At 47.0% G+C, this 24337-nt stretch carries 25 protein-coding genes and 1 tRNA gene; 22 read left to right on the plus strand and 4 right to left on the minus strand.

Annotated elements, in window-relative coordinates:
* Window positions 1–94 precede the first annotated feature (94 nt).
* From BW42_RS01005 to trxA, 5 genes are all read left to right on the plus strand, one after another.
* Window positions 95–1768 (plus strand): AMP-binding protein, encoded by a 1674-nt coding sequence (locus BW42_RS01005; protein ID WP_035406363.1) that lies wholly within the window; start codon window positions 95–97, stop codon window positions 1766–1768.
* A gap of 71 nt (window positions 1769–1839) precedes the next feature.
* On the plus strand, window positions 1840–2418 hold the full coding sequence (locus BW42_RS01010; protein WP_052018985.1) for a TetR/AcrR family transcriptional regulator: 579 nt from the start codon (window positions 1840–1842) through the stop codon (window positions 2416–2418).
* A gap of 74 nt (window positions 2419–2492) precedes the next feature.
* Window positions 2493–3266, plus strand: a complete 774-nt coding sequence (locus BW42_RS01015) for an electron transfer flavoprotein subunit beta/FixA family protein (RefSeq protein WP_035406369.1) — start codon at window positions 2493–2495, stop codon at window positions 3264–3266.
* Between the two features lie 13 nt (window positions 3267–3279).
* Window positions 3280–4245, plus strand: a complete 966-nt coding sequence (locus BW42_RS01020; RefSeq protein WP_035406372.1) for an electron transfer flavoprotein subunit alpha/FixB family protein — start codon at window positions 3280–3282, stop codon at window positions 4243–4245.
* A gap of 160 nt (window positions 4246–4405) precedes the next feature.
* The gene (gene trxA, locus BW42_RS01025) at window positions 4406–4717 is read left to right on the plus strand and encodes a thioredoxin (RefSeq protein WP_023468994.1); all 312 of its coding nucleotides are present in this window, start codon (window positions 4406–4408) and stop codon (window positions 4715–4717) included.
* Between the two features lie 62 nt (window positions 4718–4779).
* Here trxA and BW42_RS01030 read toward each other — a convergent pair whose 3' ends face one another.
* Both BW42_RS01030 and BW42_RS01035 read right to left on the minus strand, forming a co-directional pair.
* The gene (locus tag BW42_RS01030; RefSeq protein WP_035406375.1) at window positions 4780–5160 is read right to left on the minus strand and encodes a VOC family protein; all 381 of its coding nucleotides are present in this window, start codon (window positions 5158–5160) and stop codon (window positions 4780–4782) included.
* A gap of 11 nt (window positions 5161–5171) precedes the next feature.
* Complete coding sequence (locus BW42_RS01035; protein WP_035406377.1) at window positions 5172–6494, minus strand: NAD(P)/FAD-dependent oxidoreductase; 1323 nt, start codon at window positions 6492–6494, stop codon at window positions 5172–5174.
* A gap of 82 nt (window positions 6495–6576) precedes the next feature.
* Here BW42_RS01035 and uvrC point away from each other — a divergent pair, with 82 nt between their 5' ends.
* A complete protein-coding gene (uvrC, locus tag BW42_RS01040) occupies window positions 6577–8361 on the plus strand; it encodes an excinuclease ABC subunit UvrC (protein WP_035406379.1) in 1785 nt (594 codons plus the stop codon).
* Between the two features lie 42 nt (window positions 8362–8403).
* Here the strand turns inward: uvrC and BW42_RS01045 are convergent, their stop codons facing one another.
* Together BW42_RS01045 and BW42_RS01050 are read right to left on the minus strand one after the other, a co-directional pair.
* Complete coding sequence (locus BW42_RS01045; protein ID WP_023468990.1) at window positions 8404–9018, minus strand: PH domain-containing protein; 615 nt, start codon at window positions 9016–9018, stop codon at window positions 8404–8406.
* A 99-nt stretch (window positions 9019–9117) separates the two neighbouring features.
* The gene (locus BW42_RS01050; RefSeq protein WP_035406382.1) at window positions 9118–9555 is read right to left on the minus strand and encodes a YslB family protein; all 438 of its coding nucleotides are present in this window, start codon (window positions 9553–9555) and stop codon (window positions 9118–9120) included.
* Window positions 9556–9768: 213 nt separating this feature from the next.
* On the opposite strand from BW42_RS01050, the gene BW42_RS01055 reads away from it, so the two are divergent.
* From BW42_RS01055 to yihA, 16 genes are all read left to right on the plus strand, one after another.
* Window positions 9769–10386 (plus strand): succinate dehydrogenase cytochrome b558 subunit, encoded by a 618-nt coding sequence (locus BW42_RS01055; protein WP_035406385.1) that lies wholly within the window; start codon window positions 9769–9771, stop codon window positions 10384–10386.
* A gap of 19 nt (window positions 10387–10405) precedes the next feature.
* Window positions 10406–12169, plus strand: coding sequence for a succinate dehydrogenase flavoprotein subunit (gene sdhA, locus BW42_RS01060; protein WP_023468987.1), 1764 nt, complete (start codon window positions 10406–10408; stop codon window positions 12167–12169).
* Window positions 12169–12975 carry a succinate dehydrogenase iron-sulfur subunit gene (sdhB, locus tag BW42_RS01065; RefSeq protein ID WP_023468986.1) on the plus strand — a complete coding sequence of 269 codons (807 nt, stop codon included), beginning with the start codon at window positions 12169–12171 and terminating at the stop codon, window positions 12973–12975. The genes sdhA and sdhB overlap by 1 nt, the downstream gene beginning before the upstream one ends.
* A gap of 56 nt (window positions 12976–13031) precedes the next feature.
* Window positions 13032–13487, plus strand: a complete 456-nt coding sequence (locus tag BW42_RS01070) for a thioesterase family protein (protein WP_035406388.1) — start codon at window positions 13032–13034, stop codon at window positions 13485–13487.
* 65 nt (window positions 13488–13552) lie between these two features.
* The gene (locus tag BW42_RS01075; protein WP_012371023.1) at window positions 13553–13816 is read left to right on the plus strand and encodes a phosphocarrier protein HPr; all 264 of its coding nucleotides are present in this window, start codon (window positions 13553–13555) and stop codon (window positions 13814–13816) included.
* An 86-nt stretch (window positions 13817–13902) separates the two neighbouring features.
* A complete protein-coding gene (racE, locus tag BW42_RS01080) occupies window positions 13903–14709 on the plus strand; it encodes a glutamate racemase (RefSeq protein WP_035406391.1) in 807 nt (268 codons plus the stop codon).
* A complete protein-coding gene (gene rph, locus BW42_RS01085) occupies window positions 14710–15465 on the plus strand; it encodes a ribonuclease PH (protein ID WP_035406394.1) in 756 nt (251 codons plus the stop codon). It begins immediately after the preceding gene.
* Complete coding sequence (locus BW42_RS01090) at window positions 15462–16055, plus strand: XTP/dITP diphosphatase (protein ID WP_035406397.1); 594 nt, start codon at window positions 15462–15464, stop codon at window positions 16053–16055. Before rph ends, BW42_RS01090 begins: the two co-directional genes overlap by 4 nt.
* Before the next feature lie 5 nt (window positions 16056–16060).
* The gene (locus tag BW42_RS01095; protein WP_035406400.1) at window positions 16061–16570 is read left to right on the plus strand and encodes a metallophosphoesterase family protein; all 510 of its coding nucleotides are present in this window, start codon (window positions 16061–16063) and stop codon (window positions 16568–16570) included.
* A 73-nt stretch (window positions 16571–16643) separates the two neighbouring features.
* Window positions 16644–16717 (plus strand) — tRNA-Arg (locus tag BW42_RS01100).
* Window positions 16718–16819: 102 nt separating this feature from the next.
* Entirely contained in the window at window positions 16820–17344 is a 525-nt protein-coding gene (locus BW42_RS01105; protein ID WP_231496831.1) for a hypothetical protein, read from the plus strand.
* A 27-nt stretch (window positions 17345–17371) separates the two neighbouring features.
* Window positions 17372–18358, plus strand: a complete 987-nt coding sequence (locus tag BW42_RS01110; RefSeq protein ID WP_035406406.1) for a hypothetical protein — start codon at window positions 17372–17374, stop codon at window positions 18356–18358.
* A 110-nt stretch (window positions 18359–18468) separates the two neighbouring features.
* Window positions 18469–19761 carry a trigger factor gene (gene tig / locus BW42_RS01115; RefSeq protein WP_023468978.1) on the plus strand — a complete coding sequence of 431 codons (1293 nt, stop codon included), beginning with the start codon at window positions 18469–18471 and terminating at the stop codon, window positions 19759–19761.
* Between the two features lie 234 nt (window positions 19762–19995).
* Entirely contained in the window at window positions 19996–21261 is a 1266-nt protein-coding gene (gene clpX / locus BW42_RS01120; protein ID WP_023468977.1) for an ATP-dependent protease ATP-binding subunit ClpX, read from the plus strand.
* Between the two features lie 69 nt (window positions 21262–21330).
* Window positions 21331–23640, plus strand: coding sequence for an endopeptidase La (gene lon / locus BW42_RS01125; RefSeq protein WP_035406409.1), 2310 nt, complete (start codon window positions 21331–21333; stop codon window positions 23638–23640).
* A 1-nt stretch (window position 23641) separates the two neighbouring features.
* Complete coding sequence (gene yihA, locus BW42_RS01130; RefSeq protein ID WP_023468975.1) at window positions 23642–24223, plus strand: ribosome biogenesis GTP-binding protein YihA/YsxC; 582 nt, start codon at window positions 23642–23644, stop codon at window positions 24221–24223.
* The last annotated feature ends 114 nt before the right edge of the window (window positions 24224–24337 follow it).

Below are 24337 nucleotides of genomic sequence, written 5' to 3' on the forward strand. Positions count from 1 at the left end.
ATTCAATTTCTTTTTTTGGATTTTACTGGCATGTCGAATTCAAATCAACGTATAATGAAAATGAATAGTAATTCATTATCAGGGAGGGAAACGTATGGAATCCGTTTGGTTATCTGATTATCCAAAGCAAGTACCCGTATCGATTGATTACCGAGAAATACCTCTTTATCAGGCACTTGATGAGGCAGCGACTGATTTTCCAGAACAACGTGCCTTAAGTTTCTTAGGGAAACGTATGACGTTTCGTGAAGTGTGCGACGAAGCACATGCACTCGGAAGTTTACTTCAAGAGCATGGCCTCAAAAAAGGAGATCGTGTCGGACTGATGTTACCGAACTGTCCCCAGTATATGATCAGTTATTATGCTGTCCTCTATGCTGGTGGAATCGTCGTGCAGGTGAATCCGCTCTATACGGACCGTGAACTCGAACAGATCCTCATCGATTCAGGTGCACATCTGCTCGTGACCCTCGACCTACTTTATCCGAAAGCATCTCGCGTCAAAGCGGCGACGGCACTCAAAACGGTCGTGACAACAAGCATCGCGGATTATCTTCCCTTCCCTAAAAATAAACTGTATCCCATTAAAGCACGGAAAGATAACAACATCGTCATCGATACGACGGGTTCGATTCCATTTTTATCGCTACGTGGTTATGAACCGATTACACCGGTTGCGATTCAACCGAAAGAAGATGTCGCGGTTCTTCAATATACGGGTGGAACGACAGGTGCTCCAAAAGGTGTCATGCTGACGCACTATAACCTGAGTGCGAATGTCGAGCAAATCGACAAATGGTTTTATAAATATGAGCGGGGAGATGGACGAAAACTGTTAGCTGTCGTTCCGTATTTCCATGTCTATGGCATGACATGTAACCTCAATTTCGGTATTTTTAATGCCTATGAGCAAATCATCGTTCCAAAATTCGACATCGAACAAGTATTGAAAATGATTCATAAGGAAAAACCAAATCTGTTCCCTGGTGCACCGACGATGTATGTCGGTCTGTTGAACCATCCGAAGCTAAAGAAATATGATCTGTCTTCAATCGAAGCTTGTATTTCAGGTTCAGCTCCACTGCCGGTCGAAGTCCAGGAAAAATTCGAAGCATTAACGGGCGGACGAATCGTTGAAGGATATGGTTTGTCTGAGACGAGTCCGGTGACTCATACGAACTGTATCTGGGATCGCCGGATTCCTGGAACGGTTGGTATTCCGGTACCCGATACGCAAGCGAAAATCGTCCAAGCGGATGGAGAGACACCCGCAACTCCTGGTGAGATCGGTGAGATCATCGTCACAGGTCCGCAAGTCATGAAAGGATACTGGAAACGACCAGAAGAGACGCAAGCTGTTCTTCGAAACGGTTGGTTGCACACGGGAGACCTTGGCTATATCGGCGAAGATCATTACTTCCGGATCGTTGATCGGAAAAAGGATTTAATCATTGCTTCCGGATTTAATATTTATCCACGTGAAGTCGAAGAAATCTTGTACGAGCATCCGGCCGTCAAGGAAGCCGTCGTCATCGGTGTTCCGGATGCCTATCGTGGAGAGACCGTCAAGGCGTTCATCGTCGTCAAGGATGAGATGACGGTCACAGAAGAAGAGCTTGATCAATTCTGTCGTAAACAGTTAGCGTCATTTAAAGTGCCAAAGCAGTACGAATTCCGACAAGAGTTACCGAAGACGTTCGTCGGGAAGATTCTCCGTCGTGTTCTTATTGAAGAAGAACGTGCCAAACAACTCGAAGAAAGCAGTTGACAGGACAAAATGGCATGATAGAATAAATATGAATGAACCATCATTCATTTTATGCGTTAGGAGATAGTGGAATGAAACGAACAATGTCAAAGAGTGACCGCATCATTGATGCCGCCGTAAAAGTCATCGCTAAAAACGGCTACCATGGAGCGAAGGTGACCGCCATCGCAAAGGAAGCCGGTGTTGCGGATGGAACGATCTATCTGTACTTCAAGAATAAAGAACACCTGCTGATTTCGCTATTCCAAGCGAAAATGGGAAGTTTCATCGAATATTCCGAAGGACAAATCGCGAATCACACGTCAGCGACAGAACAATTGGCCGCATTGATCGAGGCACATCTTGAGCAATTATCCGTTGATTATGATTTGGCTGTCGTCACGCAAATCGAGCTACGTCAATCCAATCAAGACATGCGCCAAAACATTGCCGCCGTCTTGAAACCGTACCTGCATCTGATTGACCGTGTCATCAAGCACGGGATGACGACAGGCGAGTTTTCAAACGAACTCGATTATCGATTAGCGCGTCAGATGATCTTCGGAACAATCGATGAGGTCGTGACGAGCTGGATGGCAAGTGGATTCAAATATGAGTTGCTTGAGACACGCGACGGGATCCATCGGATGTTGATCAAAGGGCTGAGTTAAGCCCTTTTCATGACAACAATTATGTAAGCGGATACAAAGAATGATGGTGAATAGACGATAAGGGGGAGCATGAGATGGAAATCTATGTACTGTTGAAACGCACATTCGATACGGAAGAAGCAATCCAACTCGAAAATGGTCAAATCGATGAGGATGGGGCTGAGTTCATCATTAACCCATATGATGAATATGCGGTAGAAGAGGCGATTCGTGTCCGTGATGCACAAGGGGGAACTGTGACGATCGTGACGGTCGGTCCGGAAGACGCGGACAAAGAATTACGAACAGCACTCGCAATGGGAGCGGATCAAGCAGTACGCATCTCGATTGAGGATGACATCGAAGAGGCGGATCATTTCACGATTTCTGAAGTACTTGCTGGTTATTTAAAAGAACAGACAGTCGATCTTATCATCGCTGGAAACGTCGCAGTTGATGGCGGAAGTGGTCAAGTGGCACCACGCGTCGCAGAATTGCTCGATATTCCTTACGTGACGACGATCACAAAACTCGAACTCGACGGCACGAAGGCTGTCGTGACACGTGACGCTGAAGGGGATACAGAAACGATTGAAACAACACTTCCGTTACTCGTGACTGCGCAGCAAGGACTGAATGAGCCACGCTATCCAAGTCTTCCGGGGATCATGAAAGCGAAAAAGAAGCCGCTTGAAGAACTCGAACTCGATGATCTCGAACTCGATGAAGATGAACTCGCACCACGTCTAGAGACGATTGAACGTTTCTTACCACCGAACAAAGCAGCCGGTAAGATTCTCGAAGGTGAACTAAACGAGCAAGTCGCGCAGCTCGCATCATTATTACGTAACGAAGCAAAAGTGGTCTAAGGGGGAGAAACGAATGACAAAAGCATTAGTACTCGCAGAATCACGGGATGGTAGTTTACGGAATGTGTCGTTTGAGGCAATCGCAGCAGCGCGACGTGTCGCGGATGAAGTCATCGCGGTCCTGATTGGACACGATGTCGCAAAGGATGCCGACGCATTAGCATCACGCGGAGCGGACCAAGTCCTCGTCGTCGAGGATGAGCGTCTTCTACACTACACGCCAGACGGTTATGGACAAGTCTTCCTCGAGTTGATGAACCGGACGTCACCCGACGTGCTCGTCTTCGGTCATACGTCGCTCGGTAAGGATTTATCACCGAAGATCGCGGCAAAACTGCAAGCCGGTCTAATCAGTGATGTGACGGCGATTGAAGGGGAAGGCGCGGAAGCAACTTTCATCCGACCGATCTACTCAGGGAAAGCATTCGAGAAAGTCAAAGTCGCAGAAGGCAAGACACTCTTTACGGTCCGTCCGAACAACATCGATCCGCTCGAAACGGGGAGTTCACAAGGAACGGTCGAGTCGGTTACGGTTGAACTGAAGGATTTACGGACGATCGTCGCAGACATCGTACGCAAAGCAACAGGCGGCGTTGATTTATCAGAGGCAAAAGTCATCGTCGCAGGTGGACGAGGCGTCAAGAGTTCGGACGGCTTCGCACCGTTACAAGAACTAGCAGATGTCCTCGGAGGAGCAGTGGGTGCTTCGCGTGGTGCTTGTGATGCAGACTACTGCGATTATGCGCTTCAAATCGGTCAGACGGGGAAAGTCGTTACACCGGATCTTTATATCGCGTGCGGGATCTCGGGTGCGATCCAACACTTAGCAGGGATGTCGAATGCCAAAGTGATCGTTGCGATCAATAAGGATCCAGAAGCGAACATCTTCTCTGTCGCGGACTACGGGATCGTCGGAGATTTGTTTGACGTCGTACCGTTATTGACAGCTGAATTCAAAAAAATGCTCGTTCACGGATAAGTTTGAAGACCGGTGCCATTATCATGGTGCCGGTTGTTTTTGCGGATTTTTCGCGTGAGCAGTTTCGTTTGTTGGAAGAGACTGCTATGATATACTCGAATCAATAAAGAGATCACCCATTTTTTAACGGGTTGATCTACTCATTAGGAGGTTATAATCAATGGCAATCGTACACGCAACTAGCCAATCATTTAAAGAAGAAACACAAGAAGGACTCGTCCTTGTTGATTTTTGGGCAACATGGTGTGGACCATGTCGTATGCTCGCACCAGTTCTTGAAGAACTCGATGCTGACATGCAAGATGTAAAAATCGTTAAAGTTGACGTGGATGCAAACCCAGAAGTAGCTGGAGCATTCCAAGTTCAAAGTATCCCGACGCTCGTTCTCTTCAAGGATGGACAACCTGTCAACAAAACAATGGGCTTCATGCCAAAAGACGCACTTAAAGAATTCGTTGAAACATCTAACTAATTCTTTCTTGCATATCAAAACAGACCGTTCTGCACAGGCAGAACGGTCTGTTTTTTTTTAGATTACATTGGCGTACAAAGTTCAATCAAGTGACCATCCGGATCAAGCACGTACGCAACGACTTGCCCCCATGGTTTTTCAACAGGCGTGAGTACGGTCTTGTATCCGGCAGCTTCCACCTTTTGAAAAAGCGTAGGGACGTCATCCGTGACGAAACCAATCTCTAACGTCTGCTGCGCTTTTCCGCTTGGGATCGTGTAATCCGGAATCAACCGTTGCACGTCTTCACGAGTATTGAAGGCAAGTGTTGTCTGACCGGTCTCGAACTCAATGTAGCTTCCGTGCTCCGCTTTGACGGATAAGCCAAGAACGTCTCGATAGAATGTCAGCGTCCGTGCAGTGTCTTCAACGTATAAAATCGTATAGCCGTATTGAATCATCAAAAAGCCTCCTATCAATCCTCGAATAACGAAGCAATGTCTGAAGCAGGTGTCGGGTAAGCAAATCCAGTCTGTTGCATCGAAGTACTAGGGATCCGGTGTTGCATCGCAAACGAGAAATAGTTTGCGAGTTCCGCCGCATTGACACCAATGAAGTGTGCGCCTAGTACTTGATCATCTTCCCCCACGAGCACTTTCGCCCGAGCAAAATTATCCTTGATGCGTGCGTTCGTTTGCCAAGAGGACGTATCAATCAAACGACCACGGTACGGAATACCTGCATTTTTTAAGGAAACTTCAGTTTCACCGACGAGGGCAAGGTTCGGCGCAGTGAATACGACGCTAGGTACAGGGAGCAATTCCAGTTTCCGGTTATTCCCTTCGAGCATGTTATCGGCAGCGAGTCGTCCTTCGGTTCCAGCAAACGGCGTCAACGCGGGATTCCCGCTGACAGCGACATCTCCTGCGGCATAGATATGTTCGACAGAAGACTGCAGGTACGCATTGACATGGATTCCTTTTTCATTATGGGAAACACCGATTTCTTCGAGTCCGAGTTGGTCGATACTTGCGACACGTCCAGTCGCATTCAAGACGACGTCCGTCTTCAACACGTCACCGTTCGATAAACGAAGTGATTCCTCTTCGTAAGCGACGACCTCTGCTTCTTTGATGATCGAGATGCCAAGTGCTTGCGTAGCATCGAGTAAGACATCGACGAGTTCACTCTCGAATTGTTTTAAGGGGTTAGAACGTAAAACAATCGTGACGTCTGCACCAGCAATCCGAGCAAGATGCGCGAACTCGAACGAGATGTACCCGCCACCAATACAGACGAGTCGACGTGGGAGGTCTTTTAGTTCCAAAAATTCATTACTCGTTATAAAACGTTCACTACCGGGTACAGATAACTCGCGAGGGCGTAAACCAGTTGCGATCAGGAATTGTTTCCCTTCGATTTCTTCTTCACCAATTTGGAGACGGTGTGAAGAGACGAAGCGGGGTTCGCCGTGGAAATAGTCGATGTCCGTTTCCTCGTATCGTTTTCGTGTTTGTTCCGGAATGGCGCGCGTGTATTCATTCTTGCGCTCCATCAACTGGCGCCAATCGATTGAAATTAATCCCTTTACGCCATATCCGAGCAAGCGCTCGACCGCATCCTTCGTCTCACTACCCGTCAGCAGAATTTTTTTAGCGTCACACCCACGTTGGGCACATGTGCCCCCTGGCGTGAAATTTTCAACGATGGCAACACGTAGTCCTTTTTCAGCAAATTTATAAGCCGCTTGATTTCCAGCGGAACCTGTTCCAATCACAATGCAATCATATGTACGCATTTTTCATCCTCCGTATGTCATAATCAATGTATGGTATTTACCCGAACGAATAAAACTAAAAACGGTGAAAGGAGACATTTATTTGGGACATCAAGAACATATCAAAGCGAAATTATCCCTTTTGCCTGATGAGCCGGGATGTTATCTACACAAAAATGAATTTGGTGAAGTCATTTATGTCGGAAAAGCAAAAAATCTCAAGAACCGTGTCCGTTCCTATTTCACAGGAGCACATGATATCAAGACGGAACGCCTCGTTGCGGAAGTTCGTGATTTTGAATACATTATTACAGCGAGTGAACTAGAAGCGTTATTGCTTGAGATGACGCTTATTAAGAAACATGATCCGAAGTACAATATCATGTTGAAGGATGACAAATCCTATCCTTATCTGAAGATTACGAATGAGACATATCCGCGCTTGATTACGACGCGTAAGTTGAAGAAGGATGGCGGACATTATTTTGGTCCTTACCCGAATGCATATGCAGCGAACGAAACGAAACGTCTGTTAGATCGTTTATATCCGCTACGCAAATGCCAGCCGATGCCGAAGAAGCTCTGTCTGTATTACCATATCGGTCAGTGTCTCGGTCCATGCGAAATACCGAATCTCGAGTCGGAACAAAAAGCGCTCGTTTCGGAAATTCGACGTTTTTTGTCCGGAGACACGAAGGAACTCGTCGAAAGCTTGAAGCACAAGATGGCGGAATCAGCTGAGACGATGGAATTCGAGCGTGCCGGAGAATTACGGGATCAGGTCCGAGCCATTGAGTCGATCATGAACAAGCAAAACATGATTACAGCAGATTTGACATCACGCGATGTATTCGGGATCCACGTTGATAAAGGCTGGATGTGTGTCCAAGTCTTCTTCCTCCGCGGCGGAAAGATGATTGAACGTGATGTCTCGCTCTTCCCAATCTACGGAACACCAGCAGAGGAACTCGAGAGTTTCATCGTCCAGTTCTATGAGAAGAACATCAAACCAAGTGAACTGTATGTACCACCACTCGTTAATCAACTTCTGCTCAAAGAGGCGCTCTCGATCAAAATTCATGTTCCGGTCCGAGGATCAAAACGGAAATTACTTGATTTAGCAACGAAAAATGCTGAAAACGCGATTTCGGAACGTTTCGAACTACTCGCGCGGGATGAGAAACGGACCGTTCAGGCAGTAGAAGAACTCGCTGACGCGATCGACGTTCATCCATTGTCACGGATCGAAATCATCGATAATGCGAACATCCAAGGAGCGGATGCCGTTTCGGCGCTCGTCGTCTTTGAAGACGGTAAACCACTGAAAAAAGAATACCGGAAGTTCAAGATTCGGACGGTTCAAGGACCGGATGACTATGAATCGATGCGGGAAATCGTTCGTCGGCGTTATCGACGCTTGTTACTTGAGGGAGCGCGCCTTCCGGATCTCGTCCTGATTGATGGAGGAGTCGGACAGTTGAATGCTGCTTTAGAAGTCATTCAAGATGAACTCGGCCTATCCCTGCCGGTCGGCTCATTAAAAAAAGATGACAAACACCGGACGAGTCAGTTGTTGTTTGGAGAAGATGCGCGATTGATCGAACTCAGCCCTCGCTCAAGTGCATTTTATTTACTTCAGCGTATGCAAGATGAGGTCCACCGATTCGCGATCACATTCCACCGCTCGCTTCGTTCGAAAGGGATGACCCGTTCCTTGCTCGATGAGATACCAGGAGTCGGACCAAAACGACGCCAACAGCTGATCCGTCATTTCGGGTCGATGCGTAGTCTAAGACGTGCGACGATCGAACAGTTGGCTGAGGCAGGATTGCCTGTGAAATTAGCGGAAACCGTTGCTGAGTATTTAAGCCAAGCGAATGAAGAATGAAAAAAGGCCGTCCTCGTGAAGAGAGCGGCTTTTTTTATGGCATTAGTTGTTGATGTACTTCTCGTAGTACGAACCGAAATCACGCTGGTTCCACTGATGGTAGTGACCTTGAAGCCACTCGAAGGATTGTTCAGACAACTCCTTGAATGTTTGCGGAACATTCATGTCGCCTTGGCGAAGACCACCGAGAATCGTGACCGAATGATTTAATGAGCTATTCGCGAACTCGAGCATCTTTTGTCCTTCGTATTGTTTTTCAGCGATGGCAAGTAATGTCTTATACAGATCCTTTACGTGCTCCAGTTGTTTTTTATCAACGTCGATCGAATAATGTTTGCCACCAATCTCGAACTTGATCTCGACATCGAGGTCGACTGTTCCGGCCGTTTCGAACATGACGTGGCGAATTGGATAATGTGCATATGGATAGCGGTAGAGTACACGTTTTGAACTGACAGCACTTTCTCCATCAAGGTGAATCAAGGCTAAGTTCGTAAAACAATACTCGTCAGATTTGGACTTGATCAAGAAATAGATTTTTTCGCCGTCCTCATGTAAAACATAATCGTCAGCGGCTGCCTTGTCGAAATCATCAGGATGAATGACTTGTCCGATATCACTGAATCCCGTTAAATCTGCTGCTAGTTTTTTGAACATGTAAAGTTCCTCCTCGCAATTTGTGTACGCATGATTTTACGATCACTTGCTACAAAAAGTTTCATGAATCTATTTCGATGTTGAAAATAAAGATTCCTGTCACATTCTATGTAAAGTTCGACCGATTGGTTCGAGTGGATCTTTTGGATCGATTTGGACCGTGATTTGAACAAACTCTTTACTCGTCTCAGCATATCCTTCCGCAACACATCCGTTAAAACGAGAAAACTGTTCAGCGAGGAAACCGGCTTCGAGTTGAAAGTAGCCTTGTGGCCGTTCATCTCTCGTCGTATCAGGAGGAGACAGTACGAACGAGATGACCGTTCCTTTACGTTTCTTGATTTCGAGCATTCCCCAACCGGCTTGTTCAAAGAATGAGGCCAATTCAGATTCATCCACGACAGGGAATTGACGCGCGAGACGTTTACCTGCCCAGTAGATGACTTGCCGATAATCCGATCCTAGAAGATCGGTTAACACATAATCCCGGATCAGTTCGATTCCGAAAAGTGGTGTTTGGTTTGGTGTAACATCCATCATGATTCACTCCTATCTGCCAACCATTATACCGAGATGATTCTAGCAGGTCATTGTTTTCCTGAAAAAATTTGCAGTTAAATGCAACGGCTCGGGTTGTCTTCTAAAAAGGACAGGAGTAGAATAAGTGATGAAAAGACGAATTTCCTTATGAAAGCGCTTTTCTACCAAAATGCGCCAACGGTTGATTGGCAAACAAAAGGGGGGATTTGGATGGCGAATCATCGTGATTTCGTGAGTCGTAAAATACACTCACTGCTCGGCGTCATTCCAATCGGGTTATTTTTACTTTCGCACTTAACGACGAACTACTTCATCGTACGTGGTGAGGAAGACTTCAATAAGGCCGCGGAATTTGTGGGGAGCGTTCCGTATCGATTGTTCTTAGAGATCTTTGTCATCTTCATTCCAATCATCTTGCATGGTGTCTACGGTGTTTACATCGCATTCACGGGTTCTGCGAACACAGGACGATATACATATTTCCGGAACTGGATGTATGTCTTGCAACGGTTTAGCGGAGTGTTCCTCGTCGTGTTCATCACATGGCACGTTTGGGAGACTCGGATTGCCGCTGCGATGGGAACAGAAGTTGATGCGAGCATGATGCAGAACATCGTCGATAACGGATTCATGTTAGCGTTCTATATCGTCGGGATCTTGGCAACGACATTCCACCTCGCGAACGGACTATGGACGTTCTGTATTACTTGGGGAATCACGCAGTCACCAGCATCTCAACGGGCGATGTCTTACGTGGCAGCACTCGTATTCATCGGTTTATCGTTTGTAGGCGTACGCTCGATCTTAACGTTTGCAGGCGTGTTGTAAGGAAAGGGGAACTGACAACATGGCGAACAAGAATCTTGTCATCATCGGCGGAGGGCTTGCCGGTCTGATGGCTACGATAAAAGCAGCAGAGCAAGGCGTACCAGTTAAGTTATTCTCACTCGTACCCGTCAAACGCTCACACTCTGTTTGTGCACAAGGTGGCATCAACGGAGCAGTCAATACGAAAGGGGAAGGGGATTCACCATATCAGCATTTCGATGACACGGTATACGGTGGAGACTTCCTCGCAAATCAACCACCTGTTCAAAAAATGGCGGAAGCAGCACCGAAGATCATCCATATGTTCGACCGCATGGGTGTCATGTTCAACCGGACACCGGAAGGGTTACTCGACTTCCGACGCTTCGGAGGAACGTTGCATCACCGGACGGCATACGCTGGAGCGACGACGGGGCAACAGTTATTGTACGCATTAGATGAACAGGTTCGTAAGTTCGAAGCGCAAGGTTTGGTAGAAAAATATGAAGGATGGGAATTCCTTCGTGCCATCATCGATGACAATGGCATCTGTCGTGGAGCGGTTTGTCAAAACCTCCGGACGATGGAAATCGAGGCATTTGCCGCGGATTCTGTCATCCTCGCGACAGGTGGTCCTGGGGTCATCTTCGGAAAATCGACGAACTCGGTTATCAACACAGGACAAGCGGCAGCAGCTGTCTATCGTCAAGGTGCGATCTATGCGAACGGTGAGTTCATCCAGATTCACCCGACAGCGATTCCTGGGGATGATAAATTACGTCTCATGAGTGAATCAGCACGTGGTGAGGGCGGTCGCGTCTGGACGTATAAAGACGGTAAACCTTGGTACTTCCTTGAAGAGAAATATCCGGCATACGGAAACCTTGTCCCACGAGATATCGCGACACGCGAGATTTTTGACGTCTGTGTCAATCAAAAACTCGGCGTCAACGGGGAGAACATGGTTTATCTTGATCTATCACATAAAGACGCAAAAGAACTCGACGTCAAACTCGGTGGAATCCTTGAAATCTACGAAAAGTTCGTCGGTGATGATCCACGAAAAGTACCGATGAAAATTTTCCCGGCTGTTCACTATTCAATGGGTGGACTATGGGTCGACTATGATCAGATGACGAATATTCCTGGACTATTTGCAGCAGGCGAATGTGATTATTCGATGCACGGAGGAAACCGTCTCGGAGCGAATTCACTTCTTTCTGCGGTATATGGCGGAATGGTCGCCGGACCGTCAGCGATCGCGTATATGAATGAACTTGAGACATCGGTTCATGAGATGAGCGAAGACGTCGTCGAAGCGCATAAGATCGAAGAAATCAATCGTTTTAACGATATCTTATCGATGGAAGGTACAGAAAACGCGTATCAGATCCACCGTGAACTTGGAGAAATCATGACGGATAATGTCACGGTCGTCCGTTATAACGATAAGCTCGAAGAGACACTCACGAAAATCAAGGAACTTCGTGATCGGTTCACGCGCATTTCGGCAACGGACACAGCGCGTTGGAGTAACCAAGGAGCGTCGTTCATCCGTCAGCTCGATCACATGCTCGACCTAGCCGAAGCAATTACGCTCGGTGCCTTAAAACGTGACGAGAGTCGCGGGGCGCACTACAAACCGGACTTCCCGGAACGTAATGATGAACAGTTCTTGAAGACGACGATGGCTCGTTATACGAATGGTCATCCAGAAATCTTCTATGAAGATGTCGACACGTCGTTGATTCCACCGCGGAAACGCGACTACAGTAAGAAGTCGAAGAAAGAGGTGAAAGCATAATGGCGACACCACTCGAATCATCTACTACGCAAAAATCGGTTCAATTCATCGTTCAACGTCAAGATGGACCTGATGGTAAACCGTATGATGAAGCGTTTGAAATTCCGTACCGTCCGAACATGAACGTCATCTCTGCTTTAATGGAGATTCGTCGTAATCCTGTGAATGCAGCCGGTGAAAAAACGACACCGATCAACTGGGATATGGGTTGTCTAGAAGAAGTATGTGGCGCTTGTTCCATGGTTATCAACGGTACACCACGTCAATCGTGTACGGCACTCGTCGATAAACTCGAACAACCGATCCGCCTTCAACCGATGCAGACATTCCCAATCGTTCGTGACCTTCAAGTCGACCGTCAGCGCATGTTTGATGCGTTGAAAAAGGTTAAAGCATGGGTTCCGATCGATGGAACGTACGACTTAGGTCCAGGACCACGGATGCCAGAGAACAAACGTCAATGGGCGTATGAGTTATCGAAATGTATGACATGTGGCGTGTGTCTCGAAGCATGTCCGAACGTCAACGATCGTTCGACGTTCATCGGACCAGCATCGATCTCGCAAGTTCGTCTATTCAACTCGCATCCAACAGGTGCCTTCCATAAGGAAGAACGTCTTGAAGCGTTGATGGAAGATGGCGGGATCATGCAGTGTGGTAATGCTCAAAACTGTGTCGAGGTTTGTCCGAAAGGCATTCCGCTGACGACTTCGATCGCAGCGATGAACCGTCAGACGACACTTCACTCATTCAAGAAGTTCTTCGGTAGTGACGAAGGACGGACAGGTGAAGCAGTTAGTTCATAAGTTATTAAAGAAGGAGCTTGCTCCTTCTTTTTTCATTCAGACAGGAGGAACCGATTGTGCGCGTACCAGCTTATATTCCAGAACTCGAATCATGGCTTGAACAAATGAAACATGGAACACGACTCGACGTCGCTGTTCGTTTTGCAGAGACGGATGCCTATGGTCATATGAATAACCGGGTACCGTTCGTCTATTTCGAGGACGTTCGGACATTGATGTTAGAGGAGACCGGATACTCGCTTGCAGAAGACGGGATCATCGTCGTTGCGGATGCCCAGTGTAATTACATTCGCCAAGTGTATCCACGGACACGTCTCGCCGTCTATGCGTACCCAGTACATGTCGGAAGTGCATCGTGTGACGTCCATTATGCGGCATTTGATGAGCAGGGTGAACTGATGTTCACAGGACGGACATCGATGGTACAAATCAATCGTGCCGGGAAAGCATTCCCATGGAGTGAGACATATAAAAATTCCTTGCAGAATCGATTCGAATCCGTTATCATTTGATAATGAGTTCACATATTCGAAAACGACTCACTAGTACGTTATTAGTGAAGGGAGATTTCTTAATCATGGAAAAAACATTCAAAGTCATCGCGGATTCAGGCATTCACGCTCGTCCCGCTACTCAGCTCGTCAACACAGCATCTAAATTCCAATCAGACATCAACTTGGAATACAACGGAAAGACTGTCAACTTGAAGTCAATCATGGGTGTTCTTTCACTCGGAATCGCGAAAGATTCAGATATCAAAATCGTTGCAAACGGTGACGATGCTTCTGAAGCAATCACGACTCTTTCAGATATGCTGACTAGCGAAGGTCTTGCTCAGTAATCCTGTAATCGTACATTCTCGGACGCCGGTCTTGCACCGTCGTCCTTTTTTGTTACCATAAGATTGAGAGAAAGAGGTGGAGAAGAGTGAATCGAGCGATTGGAGTACTGGATTCCGGAGTCGGTGGATTGACGGTCGCACGTGAATTGATGCGACAGTTGCCCCATGAGCGAATCATCTATGTCGGGGATACACTACGTTGTCCGTATGGTCCGCGTCCAGAAGAAGAGATTCGTGAGTTTACGTGGGAGATGATTGATTATCTCGTACAACAAGATGTGAAATTGATCGTGATCGCCTGTAATACAGCTACGGCTGTCGTCTTAAAAGAAGCGCGAGAACGTTTAAATATACCTGTCATCGGTGTCATCGATCCGGGTGCCCGTGCAGCAGTCAAGGTGACACGTACGAAACGAATCGGTGTCATCGGAACGAAGATGACGATTACAAGTAATTCCTACGAGAAGGCGTTACGACATGTCGAAGGACAAGTCGTCGTTGAATCGTTAGCGTGCCCGCCATTCGTTCCGCTCGTCGAATCGATGCAGACGGATGGCGCATACGTCGAACGTGTCGTTGCGAATACGCTACGACCTTTGATGAATTACGATATGGATACACTAATACTCGGGTGCACCCATTATCCGCTCTTAGCAGATGTCATTGGACGGGTCATCGGACCAGGCGTTCAACTCATCTCTTCAGGGGATGAAACCGCACTCGAAGTAGCAGCACTACTTGACTACAACACGATTTCAGCAGATGTGACACAAACACCAGAACATCGTTATTACGCGACAGGCGATATCCGCTCATTCGACCAAATTGCAACGGACTGGCTCGATCAGCCCATTCATGCGGAGCGCATCGTCCTTGGAACGGAGGAAGATTAAATGCGGACAGACCAACGAACGGCGGACGATCTCCGTCCAGTACAGTTATCGGTTGACATCAATAAACACGCGGAAGGTTCGATTTTGATTGAACTGGGTGATACGAAAGTCCTCTGCACGGCGACCGTCGAGGAAAGGGTACCACCATTTCTGCGTGGAAAACGCCAAGGCTGGATCAATGCGGAATATTCGATGTTACCGCGGGCAACCGCTCAGCGGACTGCACGAGAAGCCGTTCGCGGCAAACAGACGGGACGGACGATGGAAATCCAACGTCTCATTAGCCGATCGCTTCGGGCGGTCGTCGATCTAGAAAAACTTGGTGAACGGACGATCTGGATCGATTGTGACGTCATTCAAGCTGATGGCGGAACACGAACAGCATCGATCACCGGTGGATTTTTAGCACTCGTTCGAGCTATCGATCAACTGATTCAAGCGGGAAAACTGACCGATACACCAATCAAAGAGGGCATCGCCGCCATCTCAGTTGGAATCGTCGAATCGAATGCCTTACTTGATTTATGCTACGAAGAAGATGCTGCAGCTGAAGTCGACTTCAATCTCGTCATGACCTCATCCGGTAAAATCGTCGAGATGCAAGCAACAGGAGAAGAGTCGACCTTTTCCCGTCAAGAGATGCTCGAAATGCTCGAACTTGGGGAAAAAGGTATTAAGGAACTGATTGAAGCCGGTCGCGAGGCACTCGGTGTTTCGTGGTGGTATGTAGGAGAAGAAGTGGGGGAACATAAATGAAAGTCATCGTCGCAACACATAACGCTGGTAAAGTGAAGGAACTCGAAAGCATGCTTGGGCGTCTCGGCTATACAGTCGAGTCGTTACTCGATCATGCGGATGCTAAAGAAACGGATGAGACAGGTGAAACATTCGAAGAGAATGCACTCTTAAAAGCAACAGAAGCAGCAGCCTACTTTGGTCACGCAGTACTTGCTGACGATTCAGGTCTTGAAGTCGATGCTTTAGATGGCGCTCCAGGTGTCTACTCGGCACGCTTCGCGGGTCTTGAAAAGTCGGATGCAGCGAACAACGCTCTACTACTTGAAAAGTTAGAAGGTGTTCCGGAAGAGGAGCGGACGGCACGCTTCGTTTGTGTACTCGCGCTAGCAAAACCAACAGGCGAAACATTGACGGTACGCGGAACAATGGAAGGGCGAATCGGTTTTGAAGCAACGGGATCGAACGGTTTCGGTTATGACCCATTGTTCGTCACGGCAAGTGGACAAACGGCTGCTGAGTTGACGAAAGAAGAAAAAGCGATGATCAGTCATCGTGGCAATGCATTGCGCAAGCTCGAACAGGACTTAACTACTTTCCTAGGAGTGTGATGAAAATGAGAGCGTTGATCGTTAGTGATAGCCATGGACTAGAACAAGAACTGCTTACGATATTCGAACGGCATCAGGACGTGGATTTGGCTTTTCATTGTGGAGACTCTCAATTGACGCGCGACATTGAATCGTTATATCCATATCGTGTTGTACGGGGGAACTGTGATTATGGACACGATTTCCCGGAAGAAGTCACGTTGGAAATAGACGAGCATAAGGTCCTCTGTGTCCACGGACATCGTCAGGACGTCAAATATAGCCTAGATGTCTTGCAACATCATGCGAACGAAAAGCAAGCTGATATCGTTTTGTATGGTCATTCTCATGTTGCGAAGGCGGAGTATCGGGATGGTGTGTTATTCATCAATCCAGGATCGATTCGGATGCCACGCCATCGCCCAGACAAGACGTATGCGATTCTTGAAGTAGAACAAGACCGCTATTCTGTCGATTTTCTTGACATGAACGGGGATCGCGTCAATGCACTTCACCTCGACGGAACATTTTTGTAATAAAATAAATGCAATCTTTGTAATGTGATTGACACGAAAGAATTGTTCTAGTATAGTTTATTCGTGTTGACACGTCCCAATAGCTCAGCAGGATAGAGCAACGGCCTTCTAAGCCGTCGGTCGGGGGTTCGAATCCCTCTTGGGACGCTATAATTAAAATAGAGACTGCCCTTACGAGGGCGGTCTCTTTTTTTTATTTCAATTTTCGTTTATAATTAAGGTATCATGAACTCGAAAGGGATGAAAGCGATGTGGAAGAAAGTTGGTACAGTCCTGTTACTCAGTACGTTTCTTGTAGGGTGTAGTGAGATTTCAAATACAGTTGATGATGCAAAACAACAGGTCAACGATGTGAAAAATAGTGTCGATTATGCTGGAGAACTTCAAGGGATTGCGAAAGATACGGCACAAGTCACGTCCGACTTATCTTCTTCTTTGAATGAAGCGGCTGCGAAAGCACGCGAATCCACGAATCCGGAGCAAGCGCTCGACCAACAAGTCGAAAAGTTAAAGGAAAACGGAACGATTGATCAGTTCAATCAAGAGCTGGACCAAATCGACCAACGATTGGCGGGACTTGAAAATCCACCGCAAGAGTTACAAAATTTAAGTGCAAAGCTCGAGCAGTTCGTGAATCAATCAGAAGATATCACGCGACTTCTTGAAACAGACGTCTCTCTCGATACATTAAATCGTCTTGGCATCGAACAAGCAGGGAAATTACAAGAGGCGATCACGAACTGGACATCATTGCTTGATCCATTCACAAACTGAACAGTGAATTAAAAGGAGTGTCGGAAAATGGGGACATCCCGCTGGATGGAACACGAATTAGAAGCGGAACGAGTGCGCATCCTCCGTTTGCCCGCATCTGAACAGGAACGGCTGGTCAAGGAATTAGAGACTGACCAATTGACAGGAGAAGACGTATTATACCGACTCTATGTCATTCAACCGCTATTACTGCATGACCGTGAACGATACGAAACTGTAGCAGAACGTTTTCTTGAAGTCGAGGGTGTGGAGCAAGTGCTCGCACTCTTTCTTTATGAACTCGGAGAACGGTATCCAATGAAGCTCGCTCTACGCTCGGCGTCACCGTATCTGCCGTATGGACTTGCGCTTCGGTTAGACGAGATCAAACAGCGGATGACGGTGCGAGAACAAAAGACGACACCGGTTCAAAAAAACAATGTTACTCAGAGTACTGTAACTTCCGGAACGGCGTTGATGCATGTGTTGCAACATGGAAGCTGGGTCGAACAAATGCGCCATTTGGCTGGTGCTGAATTCGAACGGACACCTGAGCTCTTTGACTACATCACAAACAAGTATCTTCGTGCTCAGGATACAGAACATCAAAGCCTACTCGTCATCGATCAGTTATTAGGAAGTGTGATTGAGCATCTGTCCTATCCAGCAGACATTTATGTGCCACATTTAGATGTACACTGGACGATCTCGACGCGTCAAGATTTAGAAGAAGTGCTGATTGCGCATCAACAGGAACAACAAGCGTTACTCGCATCGATGCATACATTAGAAAAAATGGATCCTTTTCGAGCCTTGCTCGTCTTACGTTCGGACCAGTTGATTCATCTTGAAGAACGAGAAGCAATCGGGTCGAATATGGAGAAGTGGCTTCTCGCATGCGAAGAACTAGCCGGTCTGTCGTTTGAAAAAGAAGAGCCGGAACGTGACTTGAGTCCGCTAGCGAAGCGATTATATCAGGGGGTGCATATCCTCTATCCGGAAGTCATCGCATTCGAGCAGATTTACTTCGATTGAGACATCTGGAAACGATTCGTTCAACAGTGGTAATCGTCAGAACGATTGTGCTATAATGTGACTTGTTGTACACACATGTACGCTAATTGACAATTTTGGAGGGACTCAGCATGACTGCAAAATGGGAAAAACAATCAGGTAGCCTCGGCGTCCTCACGTATGAAGCGCCTGCTGAAGCATTTGATAAAGCGGTAGACCAAGCGTTCAAGAAAGTCGTTAAGACTTTGAACACACCAGGTTTCCGTAAAGGAAAAATGCCACGCGCAATGTTCAACAAAATGTACGGTGAAGAAGCACTGTACCAAGATGCACTCGATATCCTTTATAAGGACACAATCGAAGGTGCAGTCGTCGAATCAGGAATCGAGCCAATCGCGCTTGAAAACATCGACGTTGAAACACTCGAAAAAGGCAAGCCAGTCGAATTCAAAATCACGTTCGTCATCGAGCCAGAAGCTACACTCGGTGAGTACAAAGGTCTTGAGTACACAGCAGTTGAAACGAACGTTACTGACGAAGACGTCGACGCTGAACTCAAAACGTTGCAAGAACGCGGTGCAGAACTCGTCGTTAAAGAAGATGGCGTCATCGAGAATGGCGATACAGTCGTATTCGACTTCGCAGGTTTCGATGGGGAAAACCAATTCGACGGCGGAACTGCTGAGAACTACTCACTCGTCATCGGTTCTGGAAACTTCATTCCTGGATTCGAAGAGCAAATGGTCGGTTTAAAAACTGGCGAGCAAAAAGATCTTGAAGTGACATTCCCAGAGGAATACCACGAAGCATCACTCGCTGGAAAACCAGTTACATTCAAAGTAACAATCCATGAAGTCAAAGCGCAAGAGCTCCCTGAATTGACAGATGAGTTCGCAAAAGAGATGGATGAAGAAGTTTCTTCACTCGACGAGTTGAAAACAAAAATCCGTACGCGTCTCGAAAACACACGCAAACAAGAAGCTGATGCTTCAATGCGCGATGAGTTAGTCGAAGCTGCTACGAAAAACGCGACAGTTGATCTTCCAGAAGTCATGGTCGAAAACGAAGTCGAGCGTATGGTTCAAGAGTTCACACAACGTATTCAATCACAAGGCATCGACCTCAACATGTACTTCCAGTTGACTGGAACGACAGAAGAGGCAATGCGTTCTGAAATGAAAGAGCAAGCGGAAGAGCGCGTTAAGGCACGTCTCGTCCTTAAGCAAATCGTTGCTGACGAAAAAATCGAAGTAACAGATGAGGAAACACAAACTGAACTTCAATCAATGTCAGAACTCTACAACATCCCTGCAGATCAACTTGAAACGATGCTTGCACCACAAGGTGGTCTTGAAACGCTTAAAGGCGACCTTCAATTCCGTAAAGCTATCGATGTTCTCGTCGACAACGCAAAAGCAAAATAAGCCATTTCATGGTTTTCGATCGACTTCAAGCCCAATTTCTGGTCTTGGAGTCGATTTTTTTGTACGATAGGTCAAACAAGGACAAACAATCCTTGGTTCAGGACATCAAACTGTAAATCGTTCGTCCAGGATTTGAAAGACTTTCCTTGTTCATGCTACAATCATAAATAGTAAAACGTGAGACGGGATGCTACAGGCGTCCATACAATTTCCACGTTAAAGGGGTGGACCTTTATGTTTAAATTCAACGAAGAAAAAGGTCAGCTAAAATGTTCTTTCTGTGGAAAGACACAAGAACAAGTACGCAAACTTGTTGCTGGACCTGGCGTTTACATTTGCGACGAGTGTATCGAACTCTGCAATGAAATCGTAGAGGAAGAACTCGGTACAGAAGAAGAAGTCGAGCTGAAGAATGTTCCAAAACCGCATGAAATTCGTACAACACTTGACGATTATGTCATCGGTCAAGAAAAAGCGAAAAAATCGTTATCTGTAGCGATGTATAATCACTACAAACGAATCAATGCTGGTGGTCGCGCAGATGATGTCGAGCTCTCAAAATCAAACATCGTCATGATCGGTCCAACAGGTAGCGGTAAGACACTTCTTGCCCAAACGATGGCACGTATCTTAAACGTACCGTTTGCGATTGCAGATGCAACAAGTTTGACGGAAGCCGGTTATGTCGGTGAAGACGTCGAGAACATCCTGTTGAAACTCATCCAAGCAGCGGATTACGATGTCGAGAAGGCTGAAAAAGGAATCATCTACATTGATGAGATCGATAAGATCGCTCGTAAATCAGAAAATCCGTCAATTACACGTGATGTTTCTGGTGAGGGTGTTCAACAAGCCTTGCTGAAGATTTTGGAAGGAACTGTTGCAAGTGTACCGCCACAAGGTGGACGCAAACATCCGCATCAAGAATTCATCCAAATCGATACGACGAACATCTTGTTCATCGTTGGTGGAGCATTCGATGGTATCGATCAGTCGATCAAACGTCGTCTCGGTAAAAAAGTCATCGGCTTCGGAAACGATTCAGAGAACCGTAACCTCACACAAAAAGAAATTCTAGCAGCCGCATTGCCAGAAGATCTTCAAAAGTTTGGTTTGATTCCTGAGTTCATCGGTCGTTTGCCAGTCATGGCAACACTCGAGCCACTCGATGAAGAGGCACTCGTTCAAATCTTGACGAAACCGAAAAACGCCCTCGTGAAACAATATAAGAAAATGCTTCAACTTGATGATGTCGAACTCGACTTCACGGAAGATGCACTTCTTGAGATTGCGAAGCTCGCAATCGAACGTAAAACAGGTGCGCGTGGTCTTCGTTCAATCATCGAAGAAACTATGCTAGATATCATGTTCGAAATTCCATCGCGTGAAGACATCGCGAAAGTCATCATTACAGCAGAAACGTTGACTGGTAAGCGCGGTCCAACGCTTGAGTTGAAAGATGGTACAATTGAACATGGGAAAGAAAAAGAAACGGCGTAACACCGTGACAAATCGGCTCGGAGGCTACTTGTACGCCTTTCCGAGTCTTTTTGTTTAGGAGGAATTCGAATGAAGAAAAAACAATATCCACTTTTACCGTTACGCGGTGTCGTCGCGTATCCGTTGATCGGATTGACGATTGATGTCGGGCGTCCGGTATCCTTAAAAGCCTTACTTGCATCAAAGGAACACGAGATCGATCTCGTCGTCGTCACGCAACGTGATCCAGAAGCAGAGCCGTCTGTCGACGGGTTGCATCAGGTCGGTACACTTGTTCAAATCGCGAAGATGAGTGAACTTGGGAATGATACAGTTCGTGTTCGTGTTATCGGGAAGGAACGAGTCCGGATTGAAAACGTTGAGGAGACGGACGAAGGATATCAAGCAGTCATCGAACCAATCGAGAAGATGGACATCAAAGGGGCGAAACAAGAAGCGCTCGTTCGTCTAATTAAAGAACAGTTCGGTCAACTCGTCTCTCGTATCAAAGGCATCGGAACAGATGAGCGTCGTCGGTTCGAGACCTATGAACGTCTCGACTCATTGACGGACTATATCACGTCGAAGTTACCGATCGATATCTCGAAGAAACAGGAGTTCCTCGAACAACAGGATCCGGTCGAACGGGGCTTGATGTTGCTTGACGTCATGAAACATGAATATGAGGTCGTCGAACTCGAACGTGAGATGCGTGAACGGACGAAGAAGACGATTGAACAATCGCAACGCGAGTATTACTTGCGGGAACAATTGAAGACGATTCAACAAGAACTCGGTGGCGAGTCGGCATCCGTTGAAAGCGATGCGACGAAATACCGGGAGCAACTGTCCATGCTTGATTTACCGGAAACGACGGTTGCGAACGTCGAGAAGGAAATCAGTCGTTTAGCTGTCGTACCGGCGACAAGTCCGGAACATGGTGTCATCCGCAACTATCTCGAGTGGTTCTTCTCGTTACCGTGGAACGAAGCAACGGACGATTTCTTGAACGTTTCAGCAGCTTCGGAACAGCTCGAAAAGGATCATTACGGTCTAGAAAAGGTCAAAGAACGAATTCTTGAGTATCTCGCTGTTCGTCAATTGACGGATTCGCTACGGGGTCCGATTCTCTGTCTTTCTGGTCCTCCGGGGGTCGGGAAAACGTCGCTTGCTCGCTCCATCGCAACAGCGCTCGAGCGGAAGTTTGTCCGCGTCTCACTTGGTGGCGTGCGCGATGAAGCGGAGATCCGTGGACATCGCCGGACGTATATCGGTGCGATGCCAGGTCGAATCATCCGCGGTTTAAAACAAGCAGGAACGAATAACCCGGTCTTCTTACTGGATGAGATTGATAAGATGTCAAATGACTTCCGTGGTGACCCATCGTCCGCGATGCTTGAAGTTCTTGATCCGGAACAAAACAACAGCTTCTCCGATCACTACATCGAAGAACCGTTCGATTTATCAAATGTCCTCTTCATTGCGACAGCAAATGATGTCTCGAACATCCCAGGACCTTTGCTCGACCGAATGGAACTGATTCAGATTGGTGGCTATACGGAACAAGAGAAGACGGAAATTGCCGTTCGTCATCTATTATCGAAGCAACTTGCTGAACACGGTCTGAAAAAGAGTCAATTGACGGTCAAAGCAGACGCGCTAGAAGAAGTAGTTCGTCGTTATACACGAGAAGCCGGTGTCCGAAATCTTGAACGTGTCCTCGGCTCACTTTGCCGGAAAGCAGCAAAACAAATCGCGATGGGTGAGAAGAAGCGGGTGACGGTGACGAAGCGTAATCTAGATGATTTCCTAGGTAAACCGATCTATCGTTATGGTCAAGGCGAGCTAGAAGATATGATTGGCGCAGTGACTGGTTTAGCGTATACTGCTTTTGGGGGCGATACGTTGACGATCGAAGTCAGTCTTGCTCCGGGTAAAGGGAAACTGCAGTTAACCGGGAAACTCGGTGACGTCATGCAAGAGTCCGCTCAGACTGCGTACAGCTTCGTCCGAGCAAATGCGACGTCCCTTGGCATCGAACCGAACTTCTACGAAACGCAAGACATCCACATCCACGTCCCTGAAGGTGCTGTACCAAAAGATGGTCCATCTGCTGGTATCACACTGGCAACAGCACTGATTTCCGCCTTGACGAAGCGTCCGGTTCGCCGGGACGTCGGGATGACAGGTGAAATCACACTACGTGGACGGGTCTTACCGATCGGTGGACTAAAGGAAAAGTCACTCGCAGCACATCGTGCGGGCTTGACGACCGTTCTTCTACCACAAGATAATACGCGGGACATCGATGATATCCCGGAAAGCGTCCGCGCAGGAATGGAATTCATTCCGGTCGCGACGATGGAGCAAGTGCTCGAACATGCATTAAAAGGAGAGTAACATGAAAATTTATAAAGCTGATTTTATTACGAGTGGCGTAAACCCGGAACATTATCCGGAGCCATTGTTGCCAGAAGTGGCACTCGCAGGGCGATCGAATGTCGGAAAGTCCTCTTTCATCAATAAACTGGTTCAGCGAAAAGCACTCGCGCGGACATCTTCGAAACCAGGTAAAACGCAAACTTTGAACTTCTTTAACATCAATGATGAAGTCATGTTCGTCGATGTACCGGGTTACGGGTATGCGAAAGTCTCGAAGACGGAGCGTGAAGCGTGGGGCAAGATGATGGAGAAGTACTTCACACAACGTGAAATCCTCAAAGGTGTCGTACAGCTCGTCGACATCCGACATGATCCGTCTGCGGATGACGTGACGATGTACGATTTCTTGAAGTATTACGATCTACCGGTCATCGTCGTTGCGACAAAACTCGATAAAATCAAAAAGAGTCAACGTGATAAACATATCGCGGCAATCAAACGTAAATTGCAATTTGATGGTCAAGATACCTTAATTCCTTTCTCATCTGAGACAGGAGAAGGCGTCGATGCCGCATGGGAAGCGATTTATCGTCTTCTGTAAAAAATGAAACGTTTTGTTCTCCTATAATAGGAGAACAAAACGTTTTTTTTATGAGGGTTTAAAGTAATCTAAAAATAGTATCTAATTATTTCCTTACAACATTTTTGATTTCCA

It is taken from the genome of Exiguobacterium sp. RIT341 (genome assembly GCF_000632205.1).
Classification (GTDB): Bacteria; Bacillota; Bacilli; order Exiguobacteriales; family Exiguobacteriaceae; genus Exiguobacterium_A.

What these genes read in the sequence shown, in the direction of transcription:
- BW42_RS01005 (WP_035406363.1), top strand. Translation starts at nt 95, where the DNA reads ATGGAATCCGTTTGGTTATCTGATTATCCAAAGCAAGTACCCGTATCG.
- BW42_RS01010 (WP_052018985.1), top strand. Translation starts at nt 1,840, where the DNA reads ATGAAACGAACAATGTCAAAGAGTGACCGCATCATTGATGCCGCCGTA.
- BW42_RS01015 (WP_035406369.1), top strand. Translation starts at nt 2,493, where the DNA reads ATGGAAATCTATGTACTGTTGAAACGCACATTCGATACGGAAGAAGCA.
- BW42_RS01020 (WP_035406372.1), top strand. Translation starts at nt 3,280, where the DNA reads ATGACAAAAGCATTAGTACTCGCAGAATCACGGGATGGTAGTTTACGG.
- trxA (WP_023468994.1), top strand. Translation starts at nt 4,406, where the DNA reads ATGGCAATCGTACACGCAACTAGCCAATCATTTAAAGAAGAAACACAA.
- BW42_RS01035 (WP_035406377.1), bottom strand. Translation starts at nt 6,494, where the DNA reads ATGCGTACATATGATTGCATTGTGATTGGAACAGGTTCCGCTGGAAAT.
- BW42_RS01045 (WP_023468990.1), bottom strand. Translation starts at nt 9,018, where the DNA reads ATGTTCAAAAAACTAGCAGCAGATTTAACGGGATTCAGTGATATCGGA.
- BW42_RS01050 (WP_035406382.1), bottom strand. Translation starts at nt 9,555, where the DNA reads ATGGATGTTACACCAAACCAAACACCACTTTTCGGAATCGAACTGATC.
- BW42_RS01055 (WP_035406385.1), top strand. Translation starts at nt 9,769, where the DNA reads ATGGCGAATCATCGTGATTTCGTGAGTCGTAAAATACACTCACTGCTC.
- sdhA (WP_023468987.1), top strand. Translation starts at nt 10,406, where the DNA reads ATGGCGAACAAGAATCTTGTCATCATCGGCGGAGGGCTTGCCGGTCTG.
- sdhB (WP_023468986.1), top strand. Translation starts at nt 12,169, where the DNA reads ATGGCGACACCACTCGAATCATCTACTACGCAAAAATCGGTTCAATTC.
- BW42_RS01075 (WP_012371023.1), top strand. Translation starts at nt 13,553, where the DNA reads ATGGAAAAAACATTCAAAGTCATCGCGGATTCAGGCATTCACGCTCGT.
- rph (WP_035406394.1), top strand. Translation starts at nt 14,710, where the DNA reads ATGCGGACAGACCAACGAACGGCGGACGATCTCCGTCCAGTACAGTTA.
- BW42_RS01090 (WP_035406397.1), top strand. Translation starts at nt 15,462, where the DNA reads ATGAAAGTCATCGTCGCAACACATAACGCTGGTAAAGTGAAGGAACTC.
- BW42_RS01095 (WP_035406400.1), top strand. Translation starts at nt 16,061, where the DNA reads ATGAGAGCGTTGATCGTTAGTGATAGCCATGGACTAGAACAAGAACTG.
- BW42_RS01105 (WP_231496831.1), top strand. Translation starts at nt 16,820, where the DNA reads ATGTGGAAGAAAGTTGGTACAGTCCTGTTACTCAGTACGTTTCTTGTA.
- BW42_RS01110 (WP_035406406.1), top strand. Translation starts at nt 17,372, where the DNA reads ATGGGGACATCCCGCTGGATGGAACACGAATTAGAAGCGGAACGAGTG.
- tig (WP_023468978.1), top strand. Translation starts at nt 18,469, where the DNA reads ATGACTGCAAAATGGGAAAAACAATCAGGTAGCCTCGGCGTCCTCACG.
- clpX (WP_023468977.1), top strand. Translation starts at nt 19,996, where the DNA reads ATGTTTAAATTCAACGAAGAAAAAGGTCAGCTAAAATGTTCTTTCTGT.
- lon (WP_035406409.1), top strand. Translation starts at nt 21,331, where the DNA reads ATGAAGAAAAAACAATATCCACTTTTACCGTTACGCGGTGTCGTCGCG.
- yihA (WP_023468975.1), top strand. Translation starts at nt 23,642, where the DNA reads ATGAAAATTTATAAAGCTGATTTTATTACGAGTGGCGTAAACCCGGAA.